The 13105-nt window shown below is 33.8% G+C and carries 15 protein-coding genes and 1 riboswitch; of the genes, 12 read left to right on the top strand and 3 right to left on the bottom strand.

Features of this window, described 5'->3' with window-relative positions:
• The first annotated feature begins 147 nt into the window (after positions 1-147).
• The 4 genes from V7S50_RS20920 to V7S50_RS20905 are packed head-to-tail and all read left to right on the top strand — an operon-like array spanning position 148 to position 4007.
• Positions 148-1161 carry a siderophore ABC transporter substrate-binding protein gene (locus V7S50_RS20920; protein ID WP_242254834.1) on the top strand — a complete coding sequence of 338 codons (1014 nt, stop codon included), beginning with the start codon at positions 148-150 and terminating at the stop codon, positions 1159-1161.
• A gap of 19 nt (positions 1162-1180) precedes the next feature.
• Complete coding sequence (locus V7S50_RS20915; RefSeq protein ID WP_061679285.1) at positions 1181-2197, top strand: ABC transporter permease; 1017 nt, start codon at positions 1181-1183, stop codon at positions 2195-2197.
• Positions 2194-3258, top strand: coding sequence for an iron chelate uptake ABC transporter family permease subunit (locus V7S50_RS20910; RefSeq protein WP_242254831.1), 1065 nt, complete (start codon positions 2194-2196; stop codon positions 3256-3258). Before V7S50_RS20915 ends, V7S50_RS20910 begins: the two co-directional genes overlap by 4 nt.
• Positions 3255-4007 (top strand): iron ABC transporter ATP-binding protein, encoded by a 753-nt coding sequence (locus V7S50_RS20905; RefSeq protein ID WP_242254829.1) that lies wholly within the window; start codon positions 3255-3257, stop codon positions 4005-4007. The genes V7S50_RS20910 and V7S50_RS20905 overlap by 4 nt, the downstream gene beginning before the upstream one ends.
• 298 nt (positions 4008-4305) lie before the next feature.
• Here V7S50_RS20905 and V7S50_RS20900 read toward each other — a convergent pair whose 3' ends face one another.
• Positions 4306-5271: a DUF4822 domain-containing protein gene (locus tag V7S50_RS20900; RefSeq protein WP_242254827.1), complete on the bottom strand. Its 966-nt coding sequence runs from the start codon at positions 5269-5271 to the stop codon at positions 4306-4308.
• 441 nt (positions 5272-5712) lie between these two features.
• Between V7S50_RS20900 and V7S50_RS20895 the strand changes: the two genes are divergently transcribed.
• The 5 genes from V7S50_RS20895 to V7S50_RS20875 all read left to right on the top strand — a co-directional run bounded on the left by V7S50_RS20895 (position 5713) and on the right by V7S50_RS20875 (position 8481).
• Entirely contained in the window at positions 5713-6675 is a 963-nt protein-coding gene (locus V7S50_RS20895) for a nuclease-related domain-containing protein (RefSeq protein WP_242254825.1), read from the top strand.
• A gap of 49 nt (positions 6676-6724) precedes the next feature.
• A complete protein-coding gene (gene psiE, locus V7S50_RS20890; RefSeq protein ID WP_000834704.1) occupies positions 6725-7129 on the top strand; it encodes a phosphate-starvation-inducible protein PsiE in 405 nt (134 codons plus the stop codon).
• Positions 7130-7271: 142 nt separating this feature from the next.
• A complete protein-coding gene (gene speG, locus V7S50_RS20885; protein ID WP_063221756.1) occupies positions 7272-7787 on the top strand; it encodes a spermidine N1-acetyltransferase in 516 nt (171 codons plus the stop codon).
• 136 nt (positions 7788-7923) lie between these two features.
• A complete protein-coding gene (locus V7S50_RS20880; RefSeq protein ID WP_396024862.1) occupies positions 7924-8160 on the top strand; it encodes a DUF3955 domain-containing protein in 237 nt (78 codons plus the stop codon).
• 81 nt (positions 8161-8241) lie between these two features.
• Positions 8242-8481 carry a DUF3947 family protein gene (locus tag V7S50_RS20875; RefSeq protein WP_242255023.1) on the top strand — a complete coding sequence of 80 codons (240 nt, stop codon included), beginning with the start codon at positions 8242-8244 and terminating at the stop codon, positions 8479-8481.
• A 33-nt stretch (positions 8482-8514) separates the two neighbouring features.
• On the opposite strand, the gene crcB (V7S50_RS20870) is transcribed toward V7S50_RS20875, so the two are convergent.
• Complete coding sequence (gene crcB / locus V7S50_RS20870; protein WP_242254815.1) at positions 8515-8871, bottom strand: fluoride efflux transporter CrcB; 357 nt, start codon at positions 8869-8871, stop codon at positions 8515-8517.
• Positions 8868-9272: a fluoride efflux transporter CrcB gene (gene crcB, locus V7S50_RS20865; RefSeq protein WP_242255020.1), complete on the bottom strand. Its 405-nt coding sequence runs from the start codon at positions 9270-9272 to the stop codon at positions 8868-8870. Before crcB (V7S50_RS20865) ends, crcB (V7S50_RS20870) begins: the two co-directional genes overlap by 4 nt.
• Positions 9273-9326: 54 nt before the next feature.
• Positions 9327-9386: riboswitch (Fluoride riboswitch) on the bottom strand.
• Between the two features lie 218 nt (positions 9387-9604).
• On the opposite strand from crcB (V7S50_RS20865), the gene V7S50_RS20860 reads away from it, so the two are divergent.
• From V7S50_RS20860 to V7S50_RS20850, 3 genes are all read left to right on the top strand, one after another.
• On the top strand, positions 9605-10663 hold the full coding sequence (locus V7S50_RS20860; protein WP_242254812.1) for an endonuclease/exonuclease/phosphatase family protein: 1059 nt from the start codon (positions 9605-9607) through the stop codon (positions 10661-10663).
• Positions 10664-10690: 27 nt separating this feature from the next.
• Positions 10691-12193: a DUF4077 domain-containing protein gene (locus tag V7S50_RS20855; RefSeq protein ID WP_242254810.1), complete on the top strand. Its 1503-nt coding sequence runs from the start codon at positions 10691-10693 to the stop codon at positions 12191-12193.
• 196 nt (positions 12194-12389) lie between these two features.
• Positions 12390-12785 (top strand): SET domain-containing protein, encoded by a 396-nt coding sequence (locus V7S50_RS20850; protein ID WP_000573650.1) that lies wholly within the window; start codon positions 12390-12392, stop codon positions 12783-12785.
• Positions 12786-13105 lie beyond the last annotated feature (320 nt).

Raw genomic sequence — 13105 nt, 5'->3', positions numbered from 1 at the left:
TTCACAGAATTAATGACTATACTTATTTACAGGATGTTCAAATGAAAATGATTATCAATAGCAATTTAGATGTATAAAAGTTACTATCTAATTTAATCTATGAACTTTATCATTTTCGAACTAAATTACATAATAAGGAGTATACGTATGAAAAAAACTATGCTTTTAAAATTAGTAAGTATTCTAGCAATTTTCACTTTAATGTTAGTAGCTTGCTCAGATTCAAGTAAGGAAACTTCGAAAGCTAATAAAGGTGATAGTAGTGATAAGTCAAAAACGGTTGAAATCACTGATGCTCATGGAACTGTTAAAGTCCCTGTAAATCCAAAGAATGTAGTTGCTTTAGATAATAGAACTTTTGAAACTTTAGCTGATTGGGGAATTAAATTAGCGGCTGCTCCAAAGGATATCATGCCTGCTGATTCAGCATATAAAAAGGATGAAAAAGTTCAAAATATTGGGAATCACCGTGAGCCAAATCTTGAAATTATTGCAGCTGCAAACCCTGAACTTGTAATCGTTGGTCAAAGATTTGCTGATCATTACGAAGAAATCAAAAAATTAGTGCCAAATGCAGCTGTTATTGATCTTAATTTTGATGTTTCTGAGAAATCTACTACGCCTGGAAAAAATTTAGTAGATGGACTTAAAAATTCTACAACTACTCTAGGAAAAATCTTTGATAAAGATAAAGAAGCTAAACAATTAGTAGCTGATTTTGATAAATCTATTGAAAAAGCAAAATCTGCTTATAACGGAAAAGATAAAGTTATGAGTGTTATTGTTACTGGTGGGAATATTGGTTTTGCTGCTCCACATTCTGGTCGTGTTTGGGGACCAATGTATGAAATTTTCGGTTGGACTCCAGCATTAGAAGTGTCTAATTCTACTGCAGGTCATAAAGGTGATGACGTTTCTGTTGAAGCTATTGCACAAACAAATCCTGATTGGCTTTTCGTATTAGATCGTGATGCTGCAACATCTGATGCAGCTACTTCAACACCTGCTAAGGATGTTATTTCTAAATCACCAGCTCTTCAAAACACAACTGCTGTTTCTAAAAAACAAGTTGTTTATGCACCAGAAGATACTTACACAAATGAATCAATTCAGACTTACGTAGAGTTATTTGGAAATCTTGCTAAAACTTTAGCTAAGTAGTGTAAAGGGGTACGAAACAGTGTCAAAAAATATGATTTCTAGGGTTGAGAATATTTCTCAACCCCAGTTTTATAATCACAATAAAATATGGACAAAACCTTTTATAATAGCGGTTATAGTTGTTATAATTTTAGGGATTATATCACTGTTTACTGGAGTTTATGATATACGTGGACAAGAGGACGGAATGGAGATGTTTTTCATCACTCGTGTTCCGAGAACAGTTGCATTAATGCTTACTGGAGCTGCAATGGCGATGGCAGGACTCGTAATGCAACTCATTACACAGAATCGCTTTGTTGAACCTACTACAACGGGTACTATTGAATGGTCAGGCTTAGGCCTGCTTTTTGTGTATTTATTATTTCCTGCCCCGACTTTAGTTCAAAGAATGACTGGTGCAATCATTTTTTCTTTTATAGGAACTATGATTTTCTTTCTATTTTTAAGAAGAGTTAAGCTTCGTTCGTCTTTAATTGTCCCGATTATTGGATTGATGCTTGGAGCAGTTATTTCTGCAGTGTCTACTTTTTTGGGACTCCTTTTTCAAATGACGCAAAGTATTGAAACTTGGTTTGTAGGTTCATTTGCTAACATTCAGGTGGGAAGATATGAATATTTATGGCTGATTGTTATCATTACTTTGCTTATTTTTATGTATGCTAATAGATTGACTTTAGCTGGACTAGGAGAAGATGTCGCAACAAGCCTTGGCGTTAATTACAATAGAATTGTTCTTTTTGGGACTGCTCTTATCTCTGTTGCAGTTGGAATTGTTGCAGCTGTTATTGGACACTTACCTTTCTTGGGATTAATTGTGCCAAATATTGTTTCTATGTTTAGAGGTGATGATCTTAGAAGTAATTTACCTTGGGTTTGTGTGATTGGAATGGGGACAATAACTGCCTGTGACATCATTTCTCGAACAATTATAAAGCCTTTTGAAGTCCCTGTTTCTTTAATACTTGCAACAGTGGGAGCGGTTGTGTTTATTACTATTCTATTGAGACAAAGAAAACCAAGGAGGCTGCGATGATCACATTAGAATATAAAAATAAAGAAAATGTCGAAATCGATTCTAGCCTTCATAATGAAAGTAGATCAGCTAGTGCTTTTCGTTCTAAGAAGGAAGCGAGACGTTATTGGATTTTACTCATAACATTGATTGCTTTAGGTCTCCTTTCTTCATATGGACTTTTAGTTTATAACAACCCAGTTCCGATAGATTCACCTTCTTTTATCCCAGTTGTTAAGAGAAGGATAGTAGCTATTGTTGCAATGATTAGTGCTGCAGTTTGCCATAGCTTATCGACAGTTGCTTTCCAATCTATTACGAATAATAAGATTATTACTCCTTCACTTTTAGGTTTCGAATCACTTTATTCAGCAATTCAAACGAGTACAATATTCTTCTTTGGTGCTAGTGCATTAATAAACTTTAATGGAATTGGATCATTTTTATTTCAAGTTGTTGTGATGGTTTTCATGAGTTTGATACTTTATGGATGGTTACTTTCCGGTAAATACGGGAATTTACAACTTATGCTTTTAGTTGGAATTATCATTGGTACCGGACTAAATTCTGTGTCAACTTTTATGAGAAAACTACTTGCGCCTTCAGAATTTGATATTTTACAAGCGAGATTATTTGGTTCTGTTAATCATGCAGACCCTGCATATTTTCCGATTGTAATTCCTATGATCATAATTGTAGCAGTATTAATTTTTGTTCATTCTAAGAAGTTGAATGTTTTGTCATTAGGAAAGGATGTTGCTACTTCTTTTGGGGTTAAATATCAACCTAGTGTAATTTATACGCTTGTATTAGTAGCTATTTTGATGTCTATCTCAACAGCTCTAATTGGGCCACTTACTTTCTACGGCTTTTTAGTAGCAACTTTGAGTTATCAGGCGGCGTCAACGTATGATCATAGATATATTTTCCCAATGGCTTTTGCTATAGGATTTTTAATAATGACGAGTGCATACTTTTTAATGTATCATGTATTCCATGCTCAAGGGGTAGTTTCAGTTATTATTGAATTATTTGGTGGAATCATATTCTTAACTATAGTTTTAAGGAAGAGGGCTTTATGATAAAAATTGATAACGTTAAAAAGTTCTATACTGATAAGGTAAAAATAGGACCTTTGGATATTGAAATACCAAAAGCAGGCTTTACTTCTTTAATTGGACCAAATGGCGCTGGAAAGTCCACGACACTTTTGATGATTGGAAGACTTTTAGATATGGATGAAGGTCAAATTCAGGTAGCGAATATGGATGTTTCTGAATCTAAATCAAAAGACTTAGCAAAAGTTTTGACTATATTGCGACAAGAAAATCATTTTGTAACTAGGCTTACTGTTAGACAATTAGTTGGATTTGGACGCTTTCCTTATTCAAAGGGAAGATTAACGAAAGAGGATGAAGTTATTATTTCTAAATATATCGACTTCCTAGATTTAACTAGTTTAGAGAATAGGTATTTAGATGAGCTTTCTGGTGGTCAAAGACAAAGGGCATATGTAGCGATGGTATTGTGCCAAGAGACTGAATATGTACTTTTGGATGAGCCTCTGAACAACCTTGATGTTGCTCGATCTGTTCAAATGATGGAGCATTTGAGACGTGCGGCTAATGAATTTGGAAGAACAATTTTGACTGTTATGCATGACATAAATTTTGCAGCTAAATACTCTGACAAAATTTGTGCTATGAAAGATGGACAAATTGCTGCTTTTGGAACAGTAGAAGAGGTTATGGACCCAACACTTTTGACAGATATTTTTGAAACAAAAATAGAGATTATCAAGGGGCCTTATGGGCCAATTGCTGTTTATTAGTTAAAAAATGTATACTGTAGCTTGCGTAAATTATGTTAGCTACTTTAGTTGAAGTTGCTGTCTGTATTTTATAGGCAGCATTTTTTTTTACCTTGCAATCAGCTGAAGAATTAACAATTTTTTCATCTGAGCTTCAAAAGCCAACGAAAGTAATGGATGAACTGTAGTGATTGTTCCATGTAAAAGAAGCATAAGCTGACTGTGCTGGTCAGCTTATGCTTCTTTTATTTTTTAAATATAAAAAGTAGACTCATAAAAAAACTCCTGTAACTCAGTACAGGAGTTTTAATCAAACTAATTAAAAACTAAATTGTGGCTTCATATCACCTTTATAAGGTTCATGTTCAACGAATATAGTGATGTCCTTACCCGCTTGGTCTTTACCAGTTCTTTTATACGTAAATTTCTTATTGTTCAGTTCAGTAAGTTCAAGAGCCGCACCATATTTATTATTTCCAATTGAAACATGAGCTCTTATTTTATTTTCATGTAAAACATCGAAGTAACCATAGTCACCGCGGCTTTGACCTGTTTCGCTATTGAAGAACTCATATTTATTAGATTTGTCATCGAATTTTGCTAAACTAATAAAGTTCGAATTAAACTGTGTTACGTCATTACCAGCTTCATCTAATGCTTTTGTTCCGTACCAAAGGGTTCCACCTAAAATTTTATCTCCATCAACGTTCTTAACGATATCGCCTGTAGTCGTGTTCAGTTGCTTGTCCGGATCAGTGAAAGAAAGCTCTTTTTCTTTATATGGAACATGTTCAACGAAGACTTCTACATCGTTACCGTTAGCGTCTTTCCCCATTCTTTTATAAGTAAATACATTTTTATTTAATTTTGTCATGTCAACAACAGCTTGATATTTCATTGATTCTGAAATTAATATTCTCTTCTTCCCATTATTTGTGATAAAGAAAGTTCCTTTATCGCCACGACTTGCACCTGTTTTAGCATCAAAGAATTCATATCTTCCTGACTTTGCATCATATTTCGCAAGACCAATGAAGTTTGCATTTTCTTTTGTTAAATCATTTTTATCTTTGTCATATACTTGGGTACCTTGCCAATTTGTATCGCTAAGAATGTTAGCCATTTTTTGGCCTTTCGTTAACTTATTTTCCTTTTTTGTTTCTTTAGCAGCTTGTTCTTGTTTCGGTTTACTATGATTTTCTTCAGCTTTAGTACCAACACATCCGGTTAGTGCTAGTGTGAATCCGAGCAATATAGATGATAGTGCTTTCGTTTTTTTGTTCATTTTTTATCGTCTCCTCATTTTATAAATGTAAGTAGTACGGTTGTTGATTGTAGTAATAGTTACTACGTTTATTATGTTAATCCTCGAGTATAAACTGCCTCTAAATAAAACATTAAAAAAAGATAAACTAATTCCTAAAATTTGTTCATACTTAGAAAATGGTCTTTTACATACGATGAATGCTGATCTCTCATTTTGAAACTGCCGGAATCAAATGGGCGGATTAATATTATGATTACAGTACGCTTTTTGATGTGATGCTATACTGTATATAGGGTTCTATGAGTGTTTGTTGTGTCGGTTTTTGTCGGTAAGTCGATATATTTAGAAAATCGCTGATATATTTGGATTTGCGCCGATATATTTAGAAAATCGCCGATATAATTTGAGTAGCGCTGATATATTTGAAAAATCGCTGATATATTTTGGAGGTGGATAAAGATGATTGTGAAAGAACGAAAAATACCCGTACATTTACTTCAATTAGAAGCTTTACTTAGAAGATTGCCTGCCCATCATCCAAAAAGGAATATGGTGGCTGAAAATCTAGCGAAATTTATGGCTGGCTATAAAGGAGAGCAGGCGATTGAATATCCACTTAGTTTTCTGTCCGAAACAAGATATAGTATTTTACATGATATCAGGTTGTTTGATCAGAAACATTATTTCCAAATCGATACCCTTGTAGTTTCCTCGTGTTTTCTTCTTTTTCTTGAAATAAAAAATATCATTGGCACATTAATTTTTGATGCGAAGTTTAATCAACTCATTCGAATAGCAGATGGTACTTCGGAAGAAGGGTTCCCAGATCCGCTTTTACAACTGAAACGGCAAGAGATGCAGCTGAGAAAATGGTTGAGTTTGCATGATTTATATAATATTCCGATTGAATCTCTCGTTGTAATTAGTTCTCCTCGTACAATTATTAAAACTTCAGATGAAATACTTCCTAATAAAATTATACACGGTGCAAATTTACCTAATAGAATCAAACAGATTGAAAATCAATATAAAGAAGAAGCAATTAGTAATATAAATGGACTTATAAATCAAATTATGAATGGGCACATCCCGCAGAGACAAAATATTCTTGTACAATATAAAGTTAAAGAAGAGGAGTTGCTAAAGGGCGTACAGTGTGAGGAATGTTTTACCATGGCGATGTTAAAAGAAAAGCAGGGATGGCGTTGCCAAAACTGTAATAGTACGTCTAAACAAGCTCATTTACGTGCTTTGCAAGATTACACACTTCTGTTTGGAATGATAACTACTAATAGCAAATTGAGAGGATTCTTTAATATGCAATCTAGTTCTGCGGTTAAACGACTCCTCCAAACAATGAAAATCCCATACACCGGCAACAACAAAGGACGAACCTATGATTTAACTTCTTTCCAATCATAATTTTGCTATAATAAATACGTACTTATACGAAGGGGAGTTTAAAGAGAAAATGAAATCATTCAATATTGATCATTTTATCGCGAGTGTTTTACAGTGGATATTAAATATAGCTCTAATTATATTATCCATTGTTTTATCTATCTTTTTAATTAATGAGACGATTACTTTTATTCAATACATATTTTCAGCGAAGAAGTATACGTCATATAAATTAGTTGAAAGTATTATCGTTTATTTCTTATATTTCGAGTTCATTGCATTAATTATTAAGTATTTTAAATCGAACTATCATTTCCCATTACGTTATTTTATTTATATCGGAATTACGGCTTTAATTCGATTAATTATTGTATCTCATGAGGAACCGATGGAGACGTTATTATACGCAGGAGCAATTCTTGTTTTAGTTATTGCTTTATACATATCAAATATGAGAGATTTGAGAAAAGAGTAGTAGTGCAGGCATAAGCTTGCACTGCTTTTTTATGTCTTGACCTTCAAGTTGCTTGAAAGTTTACAATGTAAATAGGGCGTTTGAAATTGAAAAAAATTGAGAAATTAAGTGAAGAGGTTTCTTTTACTTGGAGGTTATAGAAATGAGTCAAGAATTGAAGTTACGTCCATTAGAGCGAGAAGATTTAAAGTTTGTACATGAACTTAATAATAATGCACATATTATGTCGTATTGGTTTGAAGAGCCATATGAGGCATTTGTGGAGCTACAGGACCTATACGATAAACATATACATGATCAAAGTGAACGCCGATTTATCGTTGAAAAAGATAATGAGATGGTTGGATTAGTTGAGTTAGTAGAAATCGATTATATTCACAGAAGAACAGAATTTCAAATTATTATTGATCCTAATTATCAAGGGTATGGTTATGCAGCGGATGCGACGCGTTTAGCGATGAATTACGCTTTTTCCGTATTAAATATGCATAAGATATATTTAGTTGTGGATAAGGAAAATGAAAAAGCAGTACATGTTTATAAGAAGGTTGGATTTATGGTAGAAGGTGAGCTTTTAGACGAGTTCTTCGTTGATGGCAACTACCATAATGCGATAAGAATGTGTATGTTCCAAAAGGAATATTTTAGAGTGAAATAAATGCGTAAAAAGGGCTAAAGACAATGTTTTGTCTCTAGCCCTTTTTTATGAGTTGAACAATAATATTTTATCGATAAACAATAAAATATTATTGACTTATAATATTTATAGGCTTATTATGTTGGTAATAAGATTAGTGGAAATTAAAGGAGAGTACATGATGAAAAATAAATACGTAGTAGCTATTTCTTTCATGATTTTAGCGATTATTTCTTTAACTATACATGCTTCAAACAGTAAAGTAGGAGCGAATGGATTCCTTGAAGAATCTTTCTTTTTCCTAGTACCGATAAGTTATGTATTGTTCCTTAGTGGTATTGGTGTATTATTATTTGGATTTATTACTTCAAAGCTGAAAAAAAGTAATAGATAAGGGGTTCATAAAGCGGGACAAAACACTCACTATGAAATAGAAACATATCATATGGAAGACAAATAATAAGTGAGTTGGATAATGATGAATCGTTATTTTTACAATGGAAGACAAATAGGAGCAGCTATTACGCTGGCTGGGGCACAGGGAACCATTCATGCTGTGAATCAAGTTATTAAAATGCAACAACAAGCACAATTTGCAAAAATGATGCAAGGTCAGTACATGCCGTATTCACAGTTTCCAATGCAAATTGTCCATTATAATGTGTATCCAGCTAGTTTTTTTTCCATTCCATATGGCGGGACTTACTTCTTATGAAAGAAAGCGACTGATAAGAGTCGCTTTCTTTTTTTATATTCCCCCTAGCTTCATTCCAAGGAATGCAAAGAGGAGACCAATTATGTAAGTAGTACTTAAGTATAAAAGGAAAGTGTTAATGTTTTTACGATTGAGAAGTTGAACAGATTCTAGTTTAAACGTCGAAAATGTCGTGAATGCCCCCATAAATCCAGTACCTAATAATAATTGCCAACCTGTAGTGACTTCACTGCCAATTATATATCCGAGTAAAAACGCTCCTGTTATATTAATGAGAAATGTAGCAATTGGAAATGAAGTTTTATTTCTTTTTTTAAACCAATTGCTAATTGCGAATCGTGTAATCGCACCGAAAAATCCCCCTGTTGCGACTAATAAAGCTTCCATCATATGTGATCACCTTCCGTCAGTGATTTCTTAATTAAGAAATCACCAAATGTATAGCCGATGCCAGACATAATGAGGCCACCAAGTATGCTACATGATACATATAAGAAGGCTATGCTCCACTCAGAATGATTGATCAATTGAATAGTCTCTACACTAAATGTTGAAAACGTCGTAAAAGAACCGATAAATCCAGTTCCAACGCCTGTGATAACCTCCGAAGGTAAAATGTTTAGCCGAGCAATATATGTAGTTAACCATGCTAATAAGAAGCAGCCGATTAAGTTAATCAGTAATGTGGCTAATGGAAATGAATGATGCCAAAACTCATGAATAGTAAGACCTAAATAATAACGAGAAAGGGCTCCTAATATACCGGCAATGCCAACGATAATATAAATCAATTTTCTCACCTCTTTAAATAGCTTGCTCAAAAAAATAGACTCCTACCAGTAGTTATACTGGTAGGAGTCATTAGCTAAGCAGCAGTTATGGCGAACTCCATCGCCTATGATTATTACATATAGTGTACTAAACATCGCGTTTGATTTCCAGTGAAGAAGTAGGGGCATTTTGTATTTTTTGATGATTTAAGAGCAAGAATCATTACTTATAAACTAAATATAGTGATATAAGGTTTTCGATGTGGTAAAATATTTCGTATGTCTGTCATTCAGTTTCAGTTAACTGAAAATAAAGATAATTAAGTTGTGTGTTTTAGAAAAGGGGCGTTTATTTGAAGAAATTATTAAAAATAGTACTTATATGTATTTTAGTAGGGATGGGAGTTGTAGGTGGTTTTTTAGCGTATATGACGCTTACTAAAGAACAGCCTGCTGATGTTATAAGTTTGAAGGTGGAAAATAATAAAGAGCGCGTATTAGCGACAGGAAATGACTTTAAAGTTACAACATTTAATATTGGTTATGCTGGATTAGATAAGGACCAAGACTTCTTTATGGATGGGGGAAAGAGATCTGGTTCAAGTAGTAAAGATCAAACGGAAACGAACTTAAAAAATATGCTTTCGTTTTTACAAAATGAGAATAGTGATTTTGCGTTATTACAAGAAGTTGATATAAAATCACTTCGATCATTTGATGTAAATGGGCATGAATTTTTAAAAAAGGGATTACCTGATTATGCTTCGTCATTCGGGAAGAACTATGATACAAAATGGGTTCCTGTTCCAATTACAAGTCCAATGGGATATGCAGATGCTGGATTAAGTACATTTTCTAAATATACAGTTCAAACAGCGAATAGGTTCCAGCTTCCTGGAATGGAGCCTTGGCCGAAGCGTTTGTTTGATTTAGATCGAGCGATTGTTGAACATAAAATTCCTGTTAATAATGGGAAGTTTGTGAGACTCGTAAATTTACATTTGTCTGCCTATGATGAAGGCGGGAAAATTAGAAAACAGCAAGTAGAGTATTTAAAAGAATATATGAACAAGCATTATAAAAATGGTGATTACGTAATAATGGGCGGAGATTGGAATCAATTGCTTTCTGACGTTCAATTAAGTGATCCGAAGTTTGTGAAAGAGCGTCCTGAGTGGTTAGTAGAGTTACCGAAGGACTTTACTGATGGTGGCTTTAAGTGGGCTGTAGATCCGTCTGTTATGACGGTGAGAGATGATGTGAAGAAATATGTGGAGGGTGAAAACTTCGTTACGATTATTGATGGCTTTATCGTTTCGCCGAATGTGGAGATTGTAAATGTACAAGGGAAAGATTTAAAGTTTGAAAATAGTGATCATAACCCAGTGAGTGCGGTATTTAAGTTGAAGTAATTAAGTGCAGAAGGTGGGACTTTATATATGGAATGGTTAAAGAAAACTTGTTTTTCTAACCTTGAGAAAAAATCACAGAAAAATCATTTATTGCTGTTTATTACGATTTATAGTTTCTTCCTTGGAATCATCGCGATTGGGTATTACGGATATATTTTTACAGAGAGAGCACTAGCGTTTTGGGCTTGTGGCATTTCTGTCGTTGTATTTGGAACGATTTTTACTTTTATAAAAAGTATGGAATCAATGTATAAATACATCATGACATTTATGTTGCTTATGATGTCTTTCATTATGGTACAAGCATTTAATGAAAGCCCAGCTGTATTTCAAATGGTCTACTTTACACTAGCGGTTTCACTTATTTATTTAAGTGAGCGCCTTATTTTAATTCTTGGTGGGGTAGCTGTTGTTAGTACATTTATCCTTTGTAGTTATTGGCCGGATCAATTTTTTGCTTATACAGCGGCATCTGAAGCTGCTAATTTTGCGAGTTTGTTAGCGATTGTTACAATCGCTATGTGGGGCGTCACGAAAATTGGTTCTAATCTGTTGTCTCGTTTAAGCGATGAGAAGCAAGAAGTAATGAGAAAAGCTCAGGAGCTAGAAGAGACGCAAAGGCTTATTGAAGAAACAGTTGTGAAACTAGATAGTAATTTCAATCATTTAAGACAAAATATGAATACATCAATGGAGTCGATGAGTGACATTAATTTTGCTTTTGAAGAGGTGGCAGTTGGCACGCAATCACAATCAGAGATGATGTCACGTTCAGTAGAAGTATTGAACGATATGGAAGGAAATATTGAACAAATCATCTCTCAAGTAAGAAATGCATCAATTCGTGTTGATGAAAGTTTAGAGATTTCAAAGGGTAGTGTGAATACTTTAAGAAGTTTTGAAGCTAACATGAGAAGTTTAAATGATGTTGTTTCACAATCAGGAATTATATTTAGAGATTTAATGATGCAATCGAAGCAAATTAATGAAATTGTAGATGTAATAACGAATATTTCAAGTCAGACGAGTTTGCTAGCTTTAAATGCAAATATTGAAGCGGCAAGAGCAGGAGAACATGGAAAAGGGTTTGCTATTGTAGCGAATGAAGTATTAAAGCTTGCTGAAGAATCGAATCGTTCTGCTGGAAGAATTCAAGGGATTTTGAAGGAGTTTAGTAATCAAGCAAGCAAGGTAGAAGTGCAGGTAGAGAAATCAGAAAGAGTACAAGAAGAATGTAACGAAATGCTAGCAAGCGTTTTAACAAATGTAACGGATTTAGGGAAGTTTATTGATACAATTAATGATGTAATGAGAGAGATTGTTGGTCATCAAGAAAATTTCCAAGCTAAAACGACGAATATCGTAAAGGATGTTACACATGCTTCTAATGTAATTCAGCAAACTTCTGCGGCTACAGAAGAAGTGTTAGCAAGTGTGGAAGAAGAAAAACATCGAAATGATACATCAGTGAAGACATTACATACTGTTAGCGAGCAAGTGAAATTGTTAGAAGATATTTTAGAAAAGTAATATCGCTTGAAGAGAGCACACCATTTGTGCTCTTTTTTCATTTAAACGAAGACTTAATAGGAATTTAATTGCTTTTCTGCGCGTTTTCTGCCAAGCTTAAGGAGATAAAATTCAACTAATAGCTACTAATTATTAGTTGAACCTCGCAGGTAGCGAGATAAAATACTTCAAAGAAAGAATTTTATAGGTGACGCATATGATCGAAGTTAAGACTTCTGAACTTAGTGATGGAGAATTTAATAGAGGTGTATTTGCAACTCGTGATATTAAAAAGGGCGAGTTGATTCACTCAGCACCAGTTATCTCTTATCCGAATGAACAGCATGAACACATTGAGAAAACGTTACTTGCTGACTACGCATTTGAGTATGGGGTAAATCATACGGCATTCCTTTTAGGATACGGCATGTTATTTAATCATGCATATAATCCGAATGCAACGTATGATATTGTCTTTGAGAATCATACGTTTAACTTCTTTGCTTATAAGGATATAAAAGCGGGAGAAGAGATTCTAATCAATTATAATGGTGAAGTTGATGACGATGAGCTGTTATGGTTTGATAAAGAAAAAGAAGAGAACGAAAAGTAATTTAAAATAAGTAATGAAAAGGATGCTTTTACATAGGTAAAAGCATCCTTTTTCGTTGATGAAAATAAAGTAAAGATTACAAAAAAATACCACTTTCTTTTCGTATGGTATAGTAAGATACTGAAGGATATTGTTTTGTAAAAGTGATATATTTTACAAATTGTTGTCTTTCTGGTTACATGTCAAGTTTAGTAGCCCATTTGGGTTGCTTTATTATGCAATATATATTTTAATATGAGTGGCACCTCTTATAATTAAGAGGTTTATAGGTGTCTCGAATTGATTTTGGGTACACTGTATCCACCACTTTAGGTTCTTTC

This window comes from Bacillus sp. CCNWLW194 (assembly GCF_037120585.1).
Lineage (GTDB): Bacteria > Bacillota > Bacilli > Bacillales > Bacillaceae_G > Bacillus_A > Bacillus_A basilensis.
This window is presented reverse-complemented; position numbering and strand designations above follow the sequence as displayed.

Coding starts and splice junctions, on each gene's coding strand:
- V7S50_RS20910 (WP_242254831.1), top strand. CDS start 2,194: ATGATCACATTAGAATATAAAAATAAAGAAAATGTCGAAATCGATTCT.
- V7S50_RS20850 (WP_000573650.1), top strand. CDS start 12,390: ATGATCGAAGTTAAGACTTCTGAACTTAGTGATGGAGAATTTAATAGA.
- V7S50_RS20920 (WP_242254834.1), top strand. CDS start 148: ATGAAAAAAACTATGCTTTTAAAATTAGTAAGTATTCTAGCAATTTTC.
- crcB (WP_242254815.1), bottom strand. CDS start 8,871: ATGATGGAAGCTTTATTAGTCGCAACAGGGGGATTTTTCGGTGCGATT.
- V7S50_RS20905 (WP_242254829.1), top strand. CDS start 3,255: ATGATAAAAATTGATAACGTTAAAAAGTTCTATACTGATAAGGTAAAA.
- V7S50_RS20875 (WP_242255023.1), top strand. CDS start 8,242: ATGATGAATCGTTATTTTTACAATGGAAGACAAATAGGAGCAGCTATT.
- V7S50_RS20855 (WP_242254810.1), top strand. CDS start 10,691: ATGGAATGGTTAAAGAAAACTTGTTTTTCTAACCTTGAGAAAAAATCA.
- speG (WP_063221756.1), top strand. CDS start 7,272: ATGAGTCAAGAATTGAAGTTACGTCCATTAGAGCGAGAAGATTTAAAG.
- psiE (WP_000834704.1), top strand. CDS start 6,725: ATGAAATCATTCAATATTGATCATTTTATCGCGAGTGTTTTACAGTGG.
- V7S50_RS20900 (WP_242254827.1), bottom strand. CDS start 5,271: ATGAACAAAAAAACGAAAGCACTATCATCTATATTGCTCGGATTCACA.
- V7S50_RS20895 (WP_242254825.1), top strand. CDS start 5,713: ATGATTGTGAAAGAACGAAAAATACCCGTACATTTACTTCAATTAGAA.